Origin of the sequence: Micromonospora sp. NPDC047074 (genome assembly GCF_040643815.1) — a bacterium.
In the GTDB taxonomy this organism is placed as follows: domain Bacteria; phylum Actinomycetota; class Actinomycetes; order Mycobacteriales; family Micromonosporaceae; genus Micromonospora.
In genome coordinates this window covers 112,760-130,258 of record NZ_JBEYVB010000007.1, presented here as the reverse complement: position 1 = coordinate 130,258, position 17,499 = coordinate 112,760, and the positions used below count along the sequence as shown (strand labels likewise).

Genomic DNA, 17,499 nt, shown 5'->3' with positions numbered 1-17,499 from the left:
CCCGCAGTCGCGAACGAGAGGAAAGCACTGATGGCCGGCAGCCGGATCGTCGCGCTCGGGCACTACCAGCCCTCCCGGGTGGTCACCAACGACGACATCGCCCAACTGGTCGAGACCAACGACGAGTGGATCCGGGACCGGGTCGGCATCGTCACCCGGCGGATCGCCGACGGTGAGTCGGTCGCCGACATGGCCACCGCCGCCGCCGGCAAGGCGCTGGCCAACTCCGGCCTCACCGCCGCCGACATCGACCTGGTCGTGGTGGCGACCTGCAGCTCCGCCGACCGCAGCCCGAACGTGGCCTGCCGGGTCGCCGCCAAGCTGGGCATCACCGCGCCCGGTGCGTACGACCTGAACACGGCGTGCTCCGGCTTCGCCTACGCGCTGGGCACGGTCGACCACGCCATCCGGGCCGGCGCCTCGCGCAACGCCCTCGTCATCGGCGCCGAGAAGCTGTCCGACATCATCGACTGGACGGACCGCTCCACCTGCATCATCTTCGCCGACGGCGCCGGCGCCGCGGTGGTGTCGGCCGTCGCCGACGACGAGCCCGCCGGCATCGGCCCGGTGGTCTGGGGCTCGGTGCCGGAGCGGGGCGACGCGGTACGCATCGAGGGCTGGCGCCCCTACATCCAGCAGGAGGGGCAGTCGGTCTTCCGCTGGGCCACCACGGAGTTGGCGCCGCTGGCCCGGCAGGCGTGCGAGCGCGCCGGGGTGGACCCGTCGGAGCTGGCCGCCTTCGTGCCGCACCAGGCCAACGCCCGGATCATCGACGGCATCGCCAAGCGGCTCGGCATCCCGAACGCGATCATCGCCAAGGACATCGTCGAGTCCGGCAACACGTCGGCGGCGAGCGTGCCGCTGGCCCTGTCCAAGCTGGTCGAGCGGCGGGAGGTGCCCTCCGGCGCCCCGGTGCTGCTCTTCGGCTTCGGCGGCGGCCTGACCTACGCCGGTCAGGTCGTCCGCTGCCCCTGAACCCCCTCCGGCGTACTGCGCCGGGGAGTGACGGCCGGCGTCGTCGGCCGTCGAGTGATCCACCGATGAGAGGAAGCACACCGCAATGACCCGTGACGAGATCACCGCCGGCCTCGCCGAGATCCTCGAAGAGGTTGCCGGGGTGAGCCCGGACGACGTGGCCGAGGGGAAGTCCTTCACCGACGACCTGGACGTCGACTCGCTCTCCATGGTGGAGGTCGTGGTGGCGGCCGAGGAGAAGTTCGGCGTGAAGATCCCGGACAACGAGGTGCAGAACCTGAAGACCGTTGGCGACGCCGTCAGCTACATCGAGGCGCAGTCCTGATCATGGCTCACACCGACGTCGTCGTCACCGGGCTCGGCGCGACCACCCCGCTGGGCGGGGACGTCGCGTCGACCTGGGACGCCATGCTCGCCGGCCGCTCCGGGGTGAGTCCGCTCACCCAGGAGTGGGCCGAGCAACTGCCGGTCCGGATCGCCGCCCAGCTCGCGGTCGAGCCGGCCGGCCTGCTCGACCGGGTCAAGCTGCGCCGGCTCGACCGTTCCGAGGCGATCGCGATCATCGCGGCGCAGCAGGCCTGGGCCGACTCCGGCCTGGCCGACTCCGGGCTGGACCCGGAGCGGCTGGGGGTGAGCGTCGGCTCCGGCATCGGCGGCGCGCTGACGCTGCTCGCCCAGGACGACATCCTGGAGGCGTCCGGCCCGCGGCGGGTCTCCCCGCACACCATCCCGATGCTGATGCCCAACGGCCCGGCCGCCTGGGTGGGGTTGGAGCTGGGCGCGAAGGCGGGAGTGCACTCCGTGGCCAGCGCCTGCGCGACCGGCGCCGAGTCGATCGCGCTCGGCCTGGACATGATCCGCGCCGGCCGGGCCGACGTGGTGGTGGCCGGCGGCACCGAGGCGGTCATCCACCAGCTGCCGATCGCCGGCTTCAGTTCGATGCGGGCGATGTCGACCCGCAACGACGAGCCGGAGCTGGCCTCCCGTCCGTGGGACAAGAGCCGCGACGGCTTCGTGCTCGGTGAGGGCGCGGGCATCGTGGTGCTGGAGCGGGCGGACCACGCCGCCGCCCGGGGCGCCCGGGTATACGCCCGGCTGGCCGGTGCCGGCCTCACCTCCGACGGGTACGACATCGTCCAGCCGCATCCGGAGGGCGAGGGCGCGATCCGGGCGATCTCGAAGGCGATCGCGGACGCGGGCGTCGCCAAACTGGACATCGTGCACGTCAACGCGCATGCCACCTCGACTCCCGTCGGCGACCTCGCGGAGATCAGCGCGTTGCGGGCGGCGCTGGGCGACCACCCGGTGCTGACCTCGACCAAGTCGATGTCCGGTCACCTGCTGGGCGCGGCGGGGGCGCTGGAGTCGATCGCCACCATCCTGGCGATCCGCGACAGTGTCGTCCCGCCGACCATCAACCTCGACGACCCGGACGACGGGCTGACGCTGGACGTGGCCGCCAACGAGGTACGCCACATGGACATCCCCGCCGCACTGAACAACTCGTTCGGCTTTGGCGGGCACAACGTGGCGCTCGTCTTCACCCGGGTCTGAGATCCCCGCCTGAGCGGGGGTGGGCCGGAACGCGGCCGACGCCCGGGATCCGCCACGACGTGACGTACGGCCGAGAGGGCCCCGCGCTCGATGCGAGCGCGGGGCCCTCCGGCGTCGCTCAGCCCCGGTTGCGGGGGTGCTGGCGGGCGGTCCGCTCGTTGCCCCGGCGGTAGTTGCCGGTCCACCGGGCCATCGCGAGCTGCGGGTCGTCGTCCACCTCGGCGAGGAACTCCGCCGCCCGGCCGCCGCGCAGTGTGGCCGCCACCCGGCCGTGGTGGGTGATCACCACGGTGCCGTCCGACCGTTCGACGTACGCGAAACCCTCAGCTGTCCCCATGGGCGCGAGGGTGCCAGGCGGGGCGGACGAACGCGACCCGGTTTTCTGCTTGACTCTCCACCGGCTGGAGACAGGAAGCTCTTCGACGTGGACGACCCCACCGACCTGTTCACCATCGGGCAACTCGCCCGCCGGACCGGCCTCCCCGTCCGGACGATCCGTTTCTGGTCCGACCTCGACCTGCTTCCGCCCACCGCCCGCTCCACCGGCGGTTACCGGCTCTACGACGCGGCGGCCGTGGCCCGGCTGGACCTCGTCCGGAGCCTGCGGGACCTGGGGATCGGCCTGGACGACGTCCGCCGGATTCTGGAGCGGCGGACCAGCGTGCGGGAGGTGGCCCACGCGCACAGCCGTGCCCTCGACGCGGAGATCCGCACCCTACGGCTGCGCCGGGCGGTGCTGCGGTCGGTCGCCCGACGTGGCAGTACGACAGAGGAGTTGAGACTGATGAACGACCTGGCCCGCCTCTCCGCACAGGAGCGGCAGCGGATCATCGACGACTTCGTCGCCGAGGTCTTCGACGGCGTGGAGCCCGGCCCCGGCGGCGACGGGCTGGCCCGCGCCATGCGGACGCTCCCTGCCGACCTGTCCGACGAGCCCACCGACGAGGAGGTGGACGCCTGGGTCGAGCTGGCCGGGCTGGTCGCCGACCCGGCCTTCCGTCGGCGGGTCCGCGCGATGGCGGAGGCCGGCGCGGCGGGCACCGCGCCGGCACCCCCGGCACCGATGCATTCGCTGGAGTCGGCGCGCGCCGCGCTCGTCGCCGGCATCCCGCCGGACTCGGAGCGGGCGCGGGCGGTGCTCGACGAGATGGTGGACCCGGGGCTGTCCCGGGACGAGCGGCTCGCACTAGCCGACGGGATGGCCGCGTTCACGGACCGGCGGGTGGAACGGTACTGGCAGCTGATCGGCGTGCTCAACCGACGGCCCCCCTTTCCGCCCGCGGTGCCCGCCGTGGAGTGGCTGATCGCCGCGCTGCGCACGGCCTGGTGACCCGACCGAATTGACGGGGGCGGGCCGGACCGCTTTGATGAGCCGGCTCATCGTCACACGGGGAATGGACACCATGAAACGTCGTACCCACGTCGCCCTGCTCGCGGCTCTCGTCGTCGGACTGACCGGCGGCTGCGCCGACGGCAAGGAAGCGCCGTCGGCCGGTGGCTCGCCGTCGGCCCCGCCGAGTCCCACCGCCTCGCCGGTCACCCCCGGCCCGCCCTGGCACGACGAGGTGCCACCCGCCCCGGCCGGAACCACCGTGGGCAAGAAGGGAACGCCCTGCGAGCTGCCGGTCACCTTCTCGGTACCGCCCGACTGGAAGGTCAAGGCGGTCAAGACCTCGGCGAAGTTCGGCGAGCCCCGCGTGGGCAAGGCCCTCATGGTGTGCGAGCTCGACGCCCGGCCGACCGGCGCCATCGGGTTCCTCCGCGTGTGGCGGGTCGACGGGGTCGCGGGCGGCGCCGAGGCGCACCTGAAGCACTTCCTCGACGCCTACTCGCCGAAGGCGGCAGACGCGGAGTACCGGCGGCTGAAGGCCGGCACCCTGGACGCGGTGGAGGCGAGCTACCTGAAGGAGGCGGGCGGCACGGTCCACGACCGGGCCATCGCCGTCTCCTCCCTGTACGGTCCGATCGTGCTGAGCCTGGACACCCCGGACACGGAGGAACTGCTGCCGGCGTACCAGTTGGTGAAGCAGTCCGCCCGGATCAACCGCGACTGACGGGCCTCAGGCCCCGCAGGTGGTGGCGGGCAGCCCGGTCACCGGCACCGGTGACCGGCCGCCCGGGCGCGCCTTGCCCGCCAGCACCCCGGCGAGGGCGGTCATCGACGCCCGGCTGGACGAGTAGGTCGCCAGCAGGGTCGGCGACTTCGCCTTCGCCAGCACGTACGGCGTGTCCATGGCGACCGTGACGGCGGCGTCGGCGCGCAGGTCGCCGGTGCCGTCGCCGTAGCCGACCAGGTGCACCACCGTGCCGCCGGCGGGCACCACCTTCACCCCGGCGGCGGTGAGCGCCTCGGTCAGGGCCGCCCGGGTGTGGTCCCGCCCGCCGGAGGAGGTGACGGTCACCGGGCCCTTTACGCCCTTGCCGCAGGCGCCCCGCAGCATCGTCACCGCCGCCGCGGCCAGCTCCTCGACCGCCTTGCGGTGCGCCGGCGCGCCGAGCGTGGACAGCTCGGGCGTGGGACGGTCGGCCAGCTTTAACTTCATCGTCAGCACCCGGGTCGCCGCCTCGACGAGCCGGGTCCGGGGCAGCGACCCGTCGCGCAGCGCGGCGAGCAGCCCGTCGTACGCCTGGCCGACGTTCGGGGGCATCAGGATCAGGTCGTTGCCGGCCTTCAGGGCGCGCACCGCCGCCTCCCCCGGCGACCAGCGCTTCGCCGGGGGCATGTTCATCCCGTCGGTGATCACCACGCCCTGGAAGCCGAGCTGGCCACGGAGCACCCCGGTCAGCAGCTTGTGCGAGAAGGTCGCCGCGGTGCCCGGGTCCACCGACCGCGCGTCCAGGTGAGCGGACATCACGGCCATCGCGCCGGCGTCGATGCCGGCGGAGAAGGGCGGCCAGGCGCCGGTCTCCAGCGTCCTGCGGGGCTGGCCGAGCACCGGCAGGCCCTCGTGCGAGTCGGCCGCGCTGTGCCCGTGCCCCGGGAAGTGCTTGACGGTGGCCGCCACGCCCGCCGCCTGCAACCCGCGGACCGCGCCCGCGACCTGCCCCGCCGTCGCCTTCGGATCCGCCCCGTACGACCGGGAGCCGATCACGGTGCTGCGGGTGGCGAGCACGTCGGCGACGGGGGCGAAGTCGAGGTTGATGCCCATCGCGGCGAGCTCGGCGCCGGCCACCCGCCAGGCCGCCTCGGTCAGCCCGGGCTTTCCGGCCGCACCGGCGGCGAGGGCGCTGGGCAGCAGCGTCACCCCGTCGGTGATCCGGGTGACCACGCCGTACTCCTGGTCGGTGCCGATCAGGAACGGCGCCTGACCGGCCGGCAGTCGCCCGGCCGCCCCGCGCAGGCCGTCGGTCAACGCGCGGACCTGCTTCGGGTTGTCGACGTTCGTCGTCTCCTGGTTGCCCTTGGTGGGGTCGTCGGCGCTGAAGCCGACCAGGATCAGGCCGCCGAGCCGGTACTTCTCGACCATCTGGGCGGGGGTGTCCACCCCGGCCAGCGCCCGGTTGCCGGCGGCCGAGCCGGGCGTGACCCTGGTGGCCGCGTCGCCGTAGGCGTACGGCATCAGCACCTGGCCGACGAGATCCTCGTCGGCCAGCGTGCCGACGAGAGCGGCGGCGCGGGCGGCGGGGTCGCTCGCGTCCGGTGTCGGGGTGGCCGCGACGGCGGGGCTGGTCGGCGCGGGGTCGGGTCGGCGGTCCATCGGCCCGGAGCATCCGGAGACGAGCAGGGCGGTCAGAACGGCGAGCGCGACGCCGGCACGTCGCGGGGTAGTCGACACGCGGCCCATCCCACCAGTTCACCCCTTATCGGGGCAACTTGGCCTCCAGCCGGATCGTTCCGCCGTCCCGGGTCGGGGTCAGCCGACGCGGGTGAGCAGGGTCACCGGGGCGCCGTCGCCGGCGTACCGGTAGGGCTCCAGCTCGGCGTCCCACGCGGTGCCGAGCGCCTTGTCGAGGGCGTGCGCGAGGGCCTCCGGCGCCCGGACGCCCGCCATGATGCCGCGCAGCCGGTCCTCGCCGAGCTGGATGTCGCCGGCCGCCCCGACGGTCGCCCGGAACAGGCCACGGCCGGGCACGTACATGAACCGCTCGCCGTCGGCACCGGGGCTGGGCTCCTCCGTGACCTCGAAACGGATCATGGGCCACTGCCGGAGGGCAGCAGCCAGCTCGGCGCCCGTTCCTGGACGGCCGGTCCACCCGCATTCGGCCCGGCGGGCGCCGGGATCGACGGGCTGGGCCGTCCACTGCAGGTTGACCGGCGCGGCGAGGACGCGCGCGATCGCCCACTCGACGTGTGAGCACACGGCGAGCGGGGTCGAGTGGACGTATACGACGCCACGCGTTGGCACGGTGACCTCCCGGAGAGCGAGGTGCGTCTTCCCCTACGACCTCGACCACCCGAGTGGTTGCTGGAACACATGATGACTGGTGTGACGGATGGTGCGCCAGGGAATCGGAGAATTCGCGGGTCGGAATAGTCGGACGGGTGACCCCGTTGACCCCTCACGACGCGATGACCAGCCAGGGATCGTGGTCGTGTACAGTTCCATCGGCGGCCTGTGCCGCGCACATCTTCGCGGGCCTCCCCAGATCAGGGGTCGCCCGCACAGCCCCCGGACGTTCCGTCCTCCCGTCCGTCTTGCAAGGAGTACCTCCGTGGCGAGCAACACCTCTAAGACCGCGCGCGCGTCAGTCCGGGCCGGCCAGGCTGGCCAGGGTGGCGCCCTCAGCGTGCTGGGCGAGTTCAAGTACCTCATCCCGCTCAACGGCGGCAAGCACGCCTACGTGCGGAACCTGACCAACGGCAAGACCGCGCACCTGCGCACCGACTCCGAGGCCTTCGTCGAGGAGATCCGGGTGCTGGCCGCCGCCGGCCACGCCGCGAAGATCCGGGCCGAGCTGAACACCCTGAACAGCACCCACCCGGGTGACGGCTGGGACGCCACCGAGAAGCGCCTCGTCGAGGCCGGCGTCTTCGAGGGCTGAGCCCTCCCCCACGCGACACCGAACCGCCCGTCGGGACCATCCCGGCGGGCGGTTCCGCGTCCCGGCGCCCTTCTTACTCCTCGAGCAGGGTGACCTCGCCGGTGGTGAGGTCGTAGAGGGCGCCGACCACCGCCAGCCGGCCGGCCGCCACCGGGGCGGCGAACAGGTCGTCGGCCCGCAGGGCGGCCACCGTACGGAGCGCGTGCCGCCGGATCGCCATCGGCAGCACCCGGGGGTCGTCGACGCCCACCTCGGTCACCGCCGGGGCGATCTGGTCGACCAGGTGGGCCAGCGCGCCGCCCGGCGACCGTCCGCCGCGCAGCACGTCCACGGTGGAGGCGACCGCGCCGCACCGCTCGTGCCCGAGCACCATCACCAGCGTCACGCCCAGCTCGCCGACCACGTACTCGATGGAGCCGAGCACCGCCCGGTCGAGCACGTGCCCACCGGTACGGATCACGCAGATCGCGCCGAAGGTCTGGTCGAAGATCGCTTCCAGCGGCACCCGCGAGTCGATGCAGCCGAGGAGCACCGCGTACGGCTGCTGGTCGCCGGAGGCCGCGGCGGCGGCGGTGACGTCGTGGCCGTGCACCGGCTGGCCGCTGACGAAGCGGCGGTTGCCGGAGAGCAGCTCGGCCAGCGCGGTCCGGGGCGACCCCATGCCTCCCAGCTTGGCCGGCCCGCCGCGCGCCCGGAGCGGGTTACGAATCTTCTCACCGACACGGTTGCCGTGGTCTCATGGCGGGTAGCCGGTGTGTCACCGCCGGGTTTCCCCGGTGTCACGGGTTCCGTCCGGCCCTGGGGAGGTGGCGATGCCGGAGCACGTCGAGGTACGTCTCCCCGACGGCGTACGCCTGCACGTCGAGACCACCGGGCCGGCCGACGCCGAGGTCACCGTCGTGCTGCTGCACGGCTGGACGCTGGACGCGCGGGCCTGGCACCGCCAGCTCGCCGACCTGCGGGACCGGTTCGGCGACGCGGTGCGGGTGGTGGCCTACGACGCGCGCGGGCACGGCCGGTCGAGCTGCATGGCGCTGCCCACCGCCACCCTGGCCCAGCTCGGCGACGACCTCGCCGCGGTGCTCGACGAGGTGGCCCCGGCCGGCCGGGTGGTCCTCGTCGGCCACTCGATGGGCGGCATGACGATCATGGAGTACGCGCACCGGCACCCCGGGCACTTCGCCGCCCGGACGGCCGGGCTGGTCTTCGTCGCCACGACGGCCGAGGGCCACACGCACACCGTCTACGGCCTGTCGCCCCGGATCGCCCGGTTGATCCGGCTCGCCGAGACCACCGGGGCCGGGGTGCTGGCCCGGTGCGGGTCCTGGTGCCCGCCCCGGGCGCTGCTGCGCGCGCTGCGCCCGAGCATCCGCTGGATGCTCTTCGGCGACGGCTGCGACCCGCACGACATCCGGCTGGTCACCTCGGCGGTGGCCCGTGCCTCGCTGCGCTCGATCGGCGGGTTCCGCGCCTCCATCGGGTCGCAGCACCGGCTGGAGACCCTCACCGGGCTCACCCACCTGCCGGCGGCCGCGCTGGTCGGCGACCGGGACCGGCTCACCCCGCCGCCGTGCGCCGAGTCGATCGCCGCCGCGCTGCCCGCGACCGAGCTGACCGTCTGCCCGGGGGCCGGGCACATGCTCATGATGGAGCGCCCCGACGAGGTCAACGCGGCCGTGGCGGGCGTGCTCCGCCGGGCGCTCGCCGCCGCCGGGTCCGGCGTGCCCGGCGACGCCCGGCCCGGCTGAGGCGGCGTTCCGCAGGCATGTGACGCCCGTTCCTTTCCCGTACCGGTGGCGCTGCCCGTTGCGCGCGGGCCGTACCCTCTTGCGGTTGGCCTGGCGCGGTACGCGCGGTTCGCGCCCGCCCGCCGCCGACGTCAGGAGGAACGAGCGGTGACCGACCAGACCACCCTGGAGCGGGAGATGGCCGTCGAGCAGCGGCATCTCGACCGGGTGTACGCCCGGCTGGCCGAGCTGCGCCGCTCGGCGGTCCGCGCCGAGAAGGAGGGCTACCGGCTCGCCCGGGTGGGCAACTTCGGGGCGTTGGTCGAGCGGGACGCGATGGTGTTCCACGCCGCGCGGCAGCGGCACCGGCTGGACGCCGAGCACGAAGGGCTGGTCTTCGGCCGGCTGGACCTGCACGACCGGCAGGTGCTGCACGTCGGGCGGCTCGGCATCCGGGACGAGGACGCGGCCACGCTGGTGGTCGACTGGCGGGCCCCGGCCGCCGCCGCCTTCTACCAGGCCACCCCGGCGCAACCGCTGGGCGTGGTGCGCCGGCGCACGATCCAGTCCTCGGGCGAGCGGGTCACCCGGATCGAGGACGACCTGCTCGATCCCGTCGCCGCCCCCGGCGACATGGCGGTGGTCGGCGACGGCGCGCTGCTCGCCACGCTGTCAAAGGCCACCGGCCGGGGCATGCGGGACATCGTCGCCACCATCCAGCGCGAGCAGGACGAGGCGATCCGCTCCCCCGGCTCGGGCGTGACGCTGGTGTCCGGCGGCCCGGGCACCGGCAAGACTGCCGTGGCGCTGCACCGGGCCGCGTACCTGCTCTATTCCGATCGCAGCCGGTTCGCCGGCGGCGGCATCCTGGTGGTCGGCCCGTCGTCGGTCTTCGTCGAGTACATCGCCTCGGTGCTGCCCTCGCTCGGCGAGGACACCGCCACGCTGCACTCGCTGGGCACCCTCTTCCCCGGCATGGCCGCCACCCGCACCGATCCGCCGGCCGTGGCGGCGGTCAAGGGCTCGCTGCGGATGCGGCGGGTGCTGGAGCGGGCGGCCCGGGACGCGGTGCCGGGCGGCCCGACCGAGCTGCGCCTGCTCTACCGGGGGACGCTGCTGCGCCTGGAGCGCCGCGAGCTGGACGGCATCCGGGACCGGGCGATGCCCCGGGGCGCGCGGCGCAACGAGGTGCGCCGGGCCGGCTTCGACGGGGTGTTCGCGGCGCTCTGGGCGCAGGCCCGCCGGCTGGGCATCGGCGGGCTGCCGGAGCAGCGCGCGTTCGAGGACGAGATCGCCGAGCGGCCGGAGTTCCGGGAGTTCCTGAAGGCGTGGTGGCCCCGGCTGCACCCCCGGCACGTGCTGGGCTGGCTGGCCCGCCCGGACCGGCTGCACCGGTACGCCGCCGGGATTCTCTCCCGGGCCGAGATCCGGCTGCTGGCCGACGCGTACCGGAGCCTGGAGCACGCCGGGCTGACGATCGCCGACATCGCGCTGCTCGACGAGCTGGACGCGTTGCTCGGCAAGCCGATGCGGCCGGCCCGGGCGAAGCGGGACCCGTTCCGCCTGGCCGGCGGGGTCCGCGAGCTGAGCACCTTCGCTGACCGGCAGCGCGCCGCCCGGGAGGCGGCCCGGGAGCGTCCGGAGGACTACCGGGAGTACGCGCACGTGGTGGTCGACGAGTCCCAGGACGTCTCGCCGATGCAGTGGCGCATGATCGGCCGGCGCGGCCGGCTGGCCTCGTGGACCGTGGTGGGCGACCCGGCGCAGACGGCCTGGACGGGCGATCCGGAGGAGTTGGAGCGGGCCCGGGACCAGGCGTTGGGCCGGCGCAAGCGGCACCACTTCACCCTCACCACGAACTACCGCAACTCGGCGGAGATCTTCGCCGTGGCGGCGGCCGAGATCCGCCGGCTGCACCCGGATCTCCCGCTGCCCAGGGCGGTGCGCTCCACCGGCGTCGACCCGGTAGAGCTGGCGGTGCCGAGGGCCGAGCTCCGGCCCGCCGTCGTGACGGCGGCCACCGCGCTGCTCGCCGAGGTCGAGGGCACCGTCGGCGTGATCACGCCGGTGCCGCGCCGCGACGAGGTGGCCGGCTGGCTGGGCGCGCTCGCCGCGCCGCGCCTGCAGGTGGTGACCAGCCTGGAGGCCAAGGGCATGGAGTACGACGGCGTCGTCCTCGTCGCCCCGGGCGAGATCCGGTCCGATCCGGGTTCGGGGGTACGCACGCTCTACGTCGCGCTCTCCCGGGCGACCCAGCGGCTGACCACCGTCGATCCGACCGACTGACGCCCGACACTCACTTGCACACATAGCGATGTGAACATACATTGAACGCGGATCCGGACGCCTGACGGAAGGTGGTCGCGTGGGCGCAGGTCATGACCACCATCACGGCTCGGTGGCGAACGCCGCGCACCGCCACCAGGGCCGGCTCTGGGCGGCGTTCGGGCTGCTCGCCGGCCTGATGGTGGTGGAGGCGGTGGCCGCCTTCCGCACCGGCTCACTGGCCCTGCTGAGCGACGCCGGGCACATGTTCACCGACGTGCTCGGCATCGGCATGGCGCTCGCGGCGATCACCGCCACCCGGCGGGCGGGGGCGGACCCGCAGCGCACCTTCGGCCTCTACCGGCTGGAGGTGCTGGCGGCGCTGGCCAACGCCGTGCTGCTCTCCGGCGTCGCGGTCTACGTCGTGATCGAGGCGGTGCGGCGCTTCGGCGACCCGCCCGAGGTGCTGGCCGGCCCGATGCTGGTCGTCGCCGTGCTCGGCCTGCTCGCCAACATCGGCGCCTTCGCGCTGCTGCGTTCCGGGGCGAAGGAGAGCATCAACGTCCACGGCGCGTACCTGGAGGTGCTGGGCGACCTCCTGGGCTCACTCGGCGTGATCGGGGCGGCCCTGCTGATCACCGTCACCGACTGGTGGTGGGCCGACCCGGTGGTGGCGGTCGCGATCGGGCTGTTCATCCTGCCGCGCACCTGGCGGCTGGGGCGGGCCGCGCTGCGCATCCTGGTGCAGGCCGCACCGGAGCACCTCCAGGTCACCGCCGTGCACGACCGGCTGGCCGCCGTGCCCGGCGTCGCCGAGGTGCACGACCTGCACGTCTGGACGCTGACCTCCGGCATGGAGGTGGCCTCGGCGCACCTGACCATGGCGCCCGGCGCGGAGGTCGGCGCGGTGCTGGGCGCCGCCCGTGCGGCCCTGCACGAGGACTTCCAGATCGACCACGCCACGTTGCAGATCGAGCCGGGAGCCGCCACCGGGGCCTGCGGGGCGGTCGAGTGGTAATGAGCAGAACCTTAAATCTGCGGTAGTATTGTTGCCTTCTGCCGGGTTTGGCCGTATTCGATGGGCGCACGCTGAGTCACGTGCGCTACATCGACCACACGGGCACCGGTAGGCTCGGCTTCGGCCTCCGCCAGGCGGCACCCCACCGGTGCCGGCGGTGGCCGCCGCCTAATCGCCCCTCGGGGCGAACCGGGGAACCACGTTCGTGGGGTGCATCCGCGTCAGCGGTAGGGATCTTCCGTCCCGAACCCGTCAGCTAACCCGGTCGGCGGCTGACGGAAGGAACACGTATGCCAGTGATGGCCCCCGTACGACGACGTGCCGCCCGGATGGCGGCCCTGATCGCGGCAACGCTCGCCCTCGGCGCCGCGGTGGCCCCGGTCACCGCCGCCCCGGCGGCGGCCGCGGCCCGCACCGGCCTGCTGGCCGCGGCACCCGGGCAGGACGAGGAGGGCGGCACCCCCGCTCTGCGGGCCCAGTTGGAGGCCGCCAGCAAGGGCTACCTCGACGCCAAGCGCGCCCTGGAGACGTCGGCCAAGCGGCAGCAGCAGCTCGCCGTCCAGCTCAAGACGACCGAGACCGAGCTGGCCGACCGCACCGCGAAGGTCGGGGAGATCGCCGGGGTCGCCTACCGCACCGGCCGGCTCGGCGCCGCCTCCGCCCTGCTCAACGCCAACTCGCCGGACGGCTTCCTGGACCGGGCCGCCGCCCTCGACGCGGTCGCCGCCAACGAGGACCGCGCCCTGCGTGACCTCCAGCGGACCCGCGACGAGGCCACCCGCACCAAGCTCGCCCTGGACGGCGAGATCCGGGAGCAGCGCAAGCAGGTCACCGTGATGGCCAAGCGCAAGGAACAGGCCGAGCGGGCGCTGACGGTCGCCAACCGGCAGCAGGCCGCGGGCGGGGGCGGCTCGCCGGGCGGCACCTCGACCAAGACGGCGAAGGCGGCGCCGCGCAACCCCGACGGCTCCTGGCCGTCCGAGTCGTGCAGCGTCAACGACCCCACCCCCGCCAACGGCTGCATCACCCCGCGCACCCTGCACGCGCTCAACCAGGCCAAGGCGGCGGGCTTCACCCGCTACGTCTCCTGCTACCGCTCGGGCGGCTCCGGCGAGCACCCGAAGGGCCGGGCCTGCGACTTCGCGGCCCAGAAGGGCGGCTTCGGCGGGGACGCCACCGGGGGCGACCGGACGTACGGCAACAACCTGGCCGCGTACTTCGTGCGCAACGCCGACCGGCTCGCCGTGCTCTACGTGATCTGGTACCGGCAGATCTGGCTGCCCAGCAGCGGCTGGAAGTCGTACAGCGGGGCCAACGGCGACCCGTCCAGCGACCACACCAACCACGTGCACCTGTCGGTCTACTGACGCTTTCCGGCCCCGGTGACCCGCCCGGCGCGGGCCACCGGGGCCGCCCGCGGCCGGCGGCGTACGCACGGACGGCGGTGCTCCCGCGCGCCCCCGCAGCCGCCCGGGCGGTCAGCCGGCCGGCTGCTCGCCCGGATGCGGGCCGAGGGCGGCAGCGAGGCGGGCGGCCAGCCCGAGGTGGGCGGCGCGGGCCTGGCGGAACGCGTAGCCGAAGAGCGGTGCGGGCGCGGTCAGGGTGATCTGAACGTCGATCCGGACCGACCCGTCCGGTTCCGCCCGCAACCGGGTGTGGTTGCGCACGGTGGTGGCCGGCCACTGGCGGGCCACGATGACGACCTCGTCCGGGTCGTCGACGACGACGTCGGCCCGGTAGGTGACCGGCAGGCGCACCGGCCCGGCCGCCAGCCGATCGGTGATCTCGTAGCTGGCACGGGCGCCGGGGCGGGGCGGCACCCGGCGGACCCGCACGATCAACGGGTGCAGGTGCTCCTGCCGGGTGGGGTCGGCGAGCAACGCGGCGGCCTCCGGCAGGGAGCAGCACGCCTGGACGGTGTAGCTGAACGAGTCTCGCCTGAGCATGCCGGCCCCCCGCCCTCGGTGGTCGCCCGATCGTCGCCCGATCGTCGCCCATGCCCGACCCGCTGGCAACGGCGCGCCGATCACACCTGGTCAGCCGGCGTGTACGCAGCCGCCCCACTACGGTCAGCAGATGGATGGTCGCCGCACGTGTCGGCCGGTGGAGGATGTGCGCATGGACGGATTCGGCGGATGAGCGGGCACGTGATGGTCTTCGCGCCCACGCCCCGGCTGACGGTGACCGTCGACCAGCCCAGCGAGGCACCGGAGCTACACCTGCACCCCGGCGGGCAGGGCGTGTGGCAGGCCCGGATGGTGTTGTCGCTCGGGGTCGACGTGGTGCTCTGCACCGCGCTCGGCGGCGAGATCGGCCAGGTGTTGGAGCCGCTGCTGGTCAGCGAGGGGGTGGACCTGAAGGTCGTGCTGCGCGACTCCGGCAGCGGCGGATACGTGCACGACCGCCGCGAGGGCTCCCGGCGGGAGATCGTGGACGTGCCCGGCCAGCCGCTCAGCCGGCACGAGCTGGACGAGCTCTACAACCTGACCCTCGGCGAGGGGCTGCGCGCCGCGGTCAGCGTGCTCAGCGGGCCGAACGAGCCGTCGCTGGTCCCGGCCGACCTCTACCGGCGGTTCGCGGCCGACCTCGGCGCGAACGGCAGCCGGGTGGTGGTCGACCTCTCCGGCGAGCACCTCACCGCGGTCCTGAGCAGCGGCGTCTTCTTCCTCAAGGTCAGCCACGAGGAGCTGATCGCCGACGGCCGCGCCGACGGCGAGGACGAGGAGCAGCTCACCCGGGCGTTGTTCGACCTGCACGCCGAGGGCGCCGAGAACGTGGTGGTGAGCCGGGCCGAGAAGCCGGCCCTGGCCCTGGTCGACGGCGAGGTCTTCGAGGTGGCGATGCCCCGGTTGGAGGCCGCCGACCCGCGCGGGGCCGGCGACTCGATGACCGCCGGGGTGGCGGCCGTGGTGGCGCGCGGCGGTGACGTGCGTACCGCCATCCGCACCGGCGCGGCGGCCGGGGCGCTCAACGTGACGCGGCACGGCCTGGGCACCGGGCGGCTCGACTCGATCACCGGCCTGGTGGACCGGGTGCGACTCGTACCGGCCGGCGGCCGGCCGCAGGAGCGGACCACCCCCGACGAGCTCGCCGACCGGGCGGCCGGGCGATGACGCTCCGGGTCCTGATCACCAACGACGACGGGATCGCGGCGCCGGGGATCCAGGCGCTGGCGCGGGCGGCGGCGGACCGGGGCCTGGACCTGGTCGTCGCCGCACCGCTGGAGGAGGCGAGCGGCACCAGCGCCGCGATGACCGCGGTGGAGCGCGACGGGCACGTGGTGGTCCGCGAGCACCCACTGCCGGACCTGCCGGGGGTGCCGGCGTTCGGGGTGGGTGGCTCCCCCGGCTTCATCACGCTGATCGCGCTGCACGGCGCCTTCGGGCCACCGCCGGCGGTGGTGCTCTCCGGCATCAACCGGGGCGCCAACGCCGGGCGTGCGGTGCTGCACTCGGGCACGGTGGGTGCCGCCTTCACCGCCGCCGCCAACGGCTGCCGGGCGATGGCCGTCTCGCTCGACGTGCTCTCGGCCGGCGAGGCCACCGCCGCCAGCGGGGGCGCCGCGGTGGCCGCCGCCGCCCGGGTACGCGACGCGGAGCGGCACTGGCCGACCGCCGCCCGGGTCGCCCTGGACCTGCTGCCCCGGCTCACCGCCGGACCCGTGGAGAGCGTGCTGAACGTGAACGCGCCGGACGTACCGCACAACCGGCTGCGCGGGGTGCGGCGCGGCGCGCTGGCCAGCTTCGGCCAGGTGCAGATGACGGTGGCGGAGGCCGGGCACGGCTTCGTCCGCACGTCGCTGGAGGAGCCGGGGCAGTCGGTGCAGCCGGGCACCGACCTGGCCCTGCTGGCCGAGGGGTACGCCTCGGTCACGGCCGTCCGCGCGGTCACCGAGGTGACGGACGTCGACCTGTCCGGCCTCGGCGGCGACTGAGCGACGGACCCGGCTGAGCCTTCCTGCTCGACGCCGCGACGTCTGTGACCGGCACCGGCACGGCGCGGATGATCTCCGGCCGGTCGCCGGGGCGCGTCAGGCGCCGGGCAGGACCTCGGGGGTGGGCGCGCCGGCGTAGTAGGGCTCGGGGGCGCCGAAGAGGCCGAGCAGGCCGGTCACCCAGAGCTGCCGGTGCACGAACCGGCTCGGCTCGGTGACGACGAGCTTGACGCCGCTCACCTCGGCGGTCTGGAAGCCGGCGACCATCGCGCTGATGCCGACCGAGTCGATGAAGGTCACGAGCCGCATGTTCAGCTCGATCCGGCCGGGACGCCCCTTGGTCAGGACCTCGGCGATCGCCTCGCGCACCTCGTATGCGGTGTCGACGTCGATCTCGCCCCGTGGGGCGATCTCGATGACACCACCGGGCAGAACCGACTTCACGATCGACAGGCTCACGCGAGCACCTCCACTCGCCCGTCCGACGGGCGCCTCATCAGTACGCGGGCCGCGACCGAGAGTATTCCTCCGACGGCCTCGGTCGCCACCCCTCGGGATGAGCAATTCGCGGACGAGGACACACCAAGTCGCCCTTATCCGGACTATTTACCTTTGTCCACCCAACGATCAGCTGTCGCTGACGCGTCGCCGCACCAGGGTAGCCGGCCCATGCCCGCGCCGCCCAATAGCCGACCTCCGGGCGTGGCCTGTCCCGCTTCCGCCCCCGAGGTTGCCCGTTCTGCCTAGCATCGGCTCGGAGACGACGACTGCGACCGGGAGGACGATCGATGCTCAGGAGACTCGCCGCGCTGGCCGGGGTCGGCGCGCTGTTGGCCCTCGTACTGGCCTGCGGATTCGGTGGTGGGGGCGATGACGACGACGATGACGACGACGACTTCGCGCGTGGTGTGACCGCGGCGGTCGCCCTCCGCTGACGCCGCCCGGGTCGGCGGCGGCAGCCAGGTTTGCGAAGCCGCCCCATCGGGCACAGGCGGAAACGAGCGAACCGTCACACGCCGGTGAGACGCCGAAGTCCGAAGTGG

At 74.1% G+C, this 17,499-nt stretch carries 19 protein-coding genes and 1 riboswitch; of the genes, 13 read left to right on the top strand and 6 right to left on the bottom strand.

Annotation, left to right across the window (positions count from 1 at the left end; all coding sequences use genetic code 11):
• The first annotated feature begins 30 nt into the window (after positions 1 to 30).
• From ABZ809_RS13345 to fabF, 3 genes are all read left to right on the top strand, one after another.
• The gene (locus ABZ809_RS13345; protein ID WP_357562833.1) at positions 31 to 975 is read left to right on the top strand and encodes a beta-ketoacyl-ACP synthase III; all 945 of its coding nucleotides are present in this window, start codon (positions 31 to 33) and stop codon (positions 973 to 975) included.
• An 85-nt stretch (positions 976 to 1,060) separates the two neighbouring features.
• Entirely contained in the window at positions 1,061 to 1,300 is a 240-nt protein-coding gene (locus ABZ809_RS13340) for an acyl carrier protein (protein WP_013735281.1), read from the top strand.
• Between the two features lie 2 nt (positions 1,301 to 1,302).
• Positions 1,303 to 2,529 (top strand): beta-ketoacyl-ACP synthase II, encoded by a 1,227-nt coding sequence (gene fabF / locus ABZ809_RS13335; protein WP_357562718.1) that lies wholly within the window; start codon positions 1,303 to 1,305, stop codon positions 2,527 to 2,529.
• Between the two features lie 118 nt (positions 2,530 to 2,647).
• On the opposite strand, the gene ABZ809_RS13330 is transcribed toward fabF, so the two are convergent.
• On the bottom strand, positions 2,648 to 2,866 hold the full coding sequence (locus tag ABZ809_RS13330; RefSeq protein ID WP_357562717.1) for a hypothetical protein: 219 nt from the start codon (positions 2,864 to 2,866) through the stop codon (positions 2,648 to 2,650).
• 87 nt (positions 2,867 to 2,953) lie between these two features.
• Between ABZ809_RS13330 and ABZ809_RS13325 the strand changes: the two genes are divergently transcribed.
• Together ABZ809_RS13325 and ABZ809_RS13320 are read left to right on the top strand one after the other, a co-directional pair.
• A complete protein-coding gene (locus ABZ809_RS13325) occupies positions 2,954 to 3,859 on the top strand; it encodes a MerR family transcriptional regulator (RefSeq protein WP_357562716.1) in 906 nt (301 codons plus the stop codon).
• Positions 3,860 to 3,932: 73 nt separating this feature from the next.
• Positions 3,933 to 4,583 (top strand): lipoprotein, encoded by a 651-nt coding sequence (locus tag ABZ809_RS13320; protein ID WP_357562715.1) that lies wholly within the window; start codon positions 3,933 to 3,935, stop codon positions 4,581 to 4,583.
• 6 nt (positions 4,584 to 4,589) lie between these two features.
• Here ABZ809_RS13320 and ABZ809_RS13315 read toward each other — a convergent pair whose 3' ends face one another.
• Together ABZ809_RS13315 and ABZ809_RS13310 are read right to left on the bottom strand one after the other, a co-directional pair.
• Positions 4,590 to 6,314 carry a glycoside hydrolase family 3 N-terminal domain-containing protein gene (locus ABZ809_RS13315; protein WP_357562714.1) on the bottom strand — a complete coding sequence of 575 codons (1,725 nt, stop codon included), beginning with the start codon at positions 6,312 to 6,314 and terminating at the stop codon, positions 4,590 to 4,592.
• 69 nt (positions 6,315 to 6,383) lie between these two features.
• Positions 6,384 to 6,875 carry a DUF3145 domain-containing protein gene (locus tag ABZ809_RS13310; protein ID WP_357562713.1) on the bottom strand — a complete coding sequence of 164 codons (492 nt, stop codon included), beginning with the start codon at positions 6,873 to 6,875 and terminating at the stop codon, positions 6,384 to 6,386.
• 307 nt (positions 6,876 to 7,182) lie between these two features.
• On the opposite strand from ABZ809_RS13310, the gene ABZ809_RS13305 reads away from it, so the two are divergent.
• Positions 7,183 to 7,512 (top strand): hypothetical protein, encoded by a 330-nt coding sequence (locus ABZ809_RS13305; protein ID WP_357562712.1) that lies wholly within the window; start codon positions 7,183 to 7,185, stop codon positions 7,510 to 7,512.
• Between the two features lie 73 nt (positions 7,513 to 7,585).
• Here the strand turns inward: ABZ809_RS13305 and ABZ809_RS13300 are convergent, their stop codons facing one another.
• Positions 7,586 to 8,173: a carbonic anhydrase gene (locus ABZ809_RS13300; RefSeq protein WP_357562711.1), complete on the bottom strand. Its 588-nt coding sequence runs from the start codon at positions 8,171 to 8,173 to the stop codon at positions 7,586 to 7,588.
• 151 nt (positions 8,174 to 8,324) lie between these two features.
• Between ABZ809_RS13300 and ABZ809_RS13295 the strand changes: the two genes are divergently transcribed.
• The 4 genes from ABZ809_RS13295 to ABZ809_RS13280 all read left to right on the top strand — a co-directional run bounded on the left by ABZ809_RS13295 (position 8,325) and on the right by ABZ809_RS13280 (position 13,889).
• Complete coding sequence (locus ABZ809_RS13295; RefSeq protein ID WP_357562710.1) at positions 8,325 to 9,260, top strand: alpha/beta hydrolase; 936 nt, start codon at positions 8,325 to 8,327, stop codon at positions 9,258 to 9,260.
• 147 nt (positions 9,261 to 9,407) lie between these two features.
• Positions 9,408 to 11,525, top strand: coding sequence for an AAA family ATPase (locus ABZ809_RS13290; RefSeq protein WP_357562709.1), 2,118 nt, complete (start codon positions 9,408 to 9,410; stop codon positions 11,523 to 11,525).
• A gap of 79 nt (positions 11,526 to 11,604) precedes the next feature.
• Positions 11,605 to 12,522 carry a cation diffusion facilitator family transporter gene (locus ABZ809_RS13285; protein ID WP_357562708.1) on the top strand — a complete coding sequence of 306 codons (918 nt, stop codon included), beginning with the start codon at positions 11,605 to 11,607 and terminating at the stop codon, positions 12,520 to 12,522.
• A 155-nt stretch (positions 12,523 to 12,677) separates the two neighbouring features.
• Positions 12,678 to 12,809, top strand: a riboswitch (cyclic di-AMP (ydaO/yuaA leader).
• Positions 12,810 to 12,821: 12 nt separating this feature from the next.
• Positions 12,822 to 13,889: a hypothetical protein gene (locus ABZ809_RS13280; RefSeq protein WP_357562832.1), complete on the top strand. Its 1,068-nt coding sequence runs from the start codon at positions 12,822 to 12,824 to the stop codon at positions 13,887 to 13,889.
• A 111-nt stretch (positions 13,890 to 14,000) separates the two neighbouring features.
• Here ABZ809_RS13280 and ABZ809_RS13275 read toward each other — a convergent pair whose 3' ends face one another.
• On the bottom strand, positions 14,001 to 14,468 hold the full coding sequence (locus ABZ809_RS13275; RefSeq protein ID WP_357562707.1) for an SRPBCC family protein: 468 nt from the start codon (positions 14,466 to 14,468) through the stop codon (positions 14,001 to 14,003).
• Between the two features lie 189 nt (positions 14,469 to 14,657).
• Here ABZ809_RS13275 and ABZ809_RS13270 point away from each other — a divergent pair, with 189 nt between their 5' ends.
• Together ABZ809_RS13270 and ABZ809_RS13265 are read left to right on the top strand one after the other, a co-directional pair.
• Complete coding sequence (locus ABZ809_RS13270; protein ID WP_357562706.1) at positions 14,658 to 15,635, top strand: PfkB family carbohydrate kinase; 978 nt, start codon at positions 14,658 to 14,660, stop codon at positions 15,633 to 15,635.
• The gene (locus ABZ809_RS13265) at positions 15,632 to 16,456 is read left to right on the top strand and encodes a 5'/3'-nucleotidase SurE (RefSeq protein ID WP_357562705.1); all 825 of its coding nucleotides are present in this window, start codon (positions 15,632 to 15,634) and stop codon (positions 16,454 to 16,456) included. Before ABZ809_RS13270 ends, ABZ809_RS13265 begins: the two co-directional genes overlap by 4 nt.
• A gap of 96 nt (positions 16,457 to 16,552) precedes the next feature.
• Here the strand turns inward: ABZ809_RS13265 and ABZ809_RS13260 are convergent, their stop codons facing one another.
• A complete protein-coding gene (locus ABZ809_RS13260; RefSeq protein ID WP_088998998.1) occupies positions 16,553 to 16,915 on the bottom strand; it encodes an STAS domain-containing protein in 363 nt (120 codons plus the stop codon).
• A 329-nt stretch (positions 16,916 to 17,244) separates the two neighbouring features.
• On the opposite strand from ABZ809_RS13260, the gene ABZ809_RS13255 reads away from it, so the two are divergent.
• A complete protein-coding gene (locus ABZ809_RS13255; protein ID WP_357562704.1) occupies positions 17,245 to 17,391 on the top strand; it encodes a hypothetical protein in 147 nt (48 codons plus the stop codon).
• The last annotated feature ends 108 nt before the right edge of the window (positions 17,392 to 17,499 follow it).

What these genes read in the sequence shown, in the direction of transcription:
- ABZ809_RS13345 (WP_357562833.1), top strand. Translation starts at nt 31, where the DNA reads ATGGCCGGCAGCCGGATCGTCGCGCTCGGGCACTACCAGCCCTCCCGG.
- ABZ809_RS13340 (WP_013735281.1), top strand. Translation starts at nt 1,061, where the DNA reads ATGACCCGTGACGAGATCACCGCCGGCCTCGCCGAGATCCTCGAAGAG.
- fabF (WP_357562718.1), top strand. Translation starts at nt 1,303, where the DNA reads ATGGCTCACACCGACGTCGTCGTCACCGGGCTCGGCGCGACCACCCCG.
- ABZ809_RS13330 (WP_357562717.1), bottom strand. Translation starts at nt 2,866, where the DNA reads ATGGGGACAGCTGAGGGTTTCGCGTACGTCGAACGGTCGGACGGCACC.
- ABZ809_RS13320 (WP_357562715.1), top strand. Translation starts at nt 3,933, where the DNA reads ATGAAACGTCGTACCCACGTCGCCCTGCTCGCGGCTCTCGTCGTCGGA.
- ABZ809_RS13315 (WP_357562714.1), bottom strand. Translation starts at nt 6,314, where the DNA reads ATGGGCCGCGTGTCGACTACCCCGCGACGTGCCGGCGTCGCGCTCGCC.
- ABZ809_RS13300 (WP_357562711.1), bottom strand. Translation starts at nt 8,173, where the DNA reads ATGGGGTCGCCCCGGACCGCGCTGGCCGAGCTGCTCTCCGGCAACCGC.
- ABZ809_RS13295 (WP_357562710.1), top strand. Translation starts at nt 8,325, where the DNA reads ATGCCGGAGCACGTCGAGGTACGTCTCCCCGACGGCGTACGCCTGCAC.
- ABZ809_RS13280 (WP_357562832.1), top strand. Translation starts at nt 12,822, where the DNA reads ATGGCCCCCGTACGACGACGTGCCGCCCGGATGGCGGCCCTGATCGCG.
- ABZ809_RS13275 (WP_357562707.1), bottom strand. Translation starts at nt 14,468, where the DNA reads ATGCTCAGGCGAGACTCGTTCAGCTACACCGTCCAGGCGTGCTGCTCC.
- ABZ809_RS13270 (WP_357562706.1), top strand. Translation starts at nt 14,658, where the DNA reads ATGAGCGGGCACGTGATGGTCTTCGCGCCCACGCCCCGGCTGACGGTG.
- ABZ809_RS13265 (WP_357562705.1), top strand. Translation starts at nt 15,632, where the DNA reads ATGACGCTCCGGGTCCTGATCACCAACGACGACGGGATCGCGGCGCCG.
- ABZ809_RS13255 (WP_357562704.1), top strand. Translation starts at nt 17,245, where the DNA reads ATGCTCAGGAGACTCGCCGCGCTGGCCGGGGTCGGCGCGCTGTTGGCC.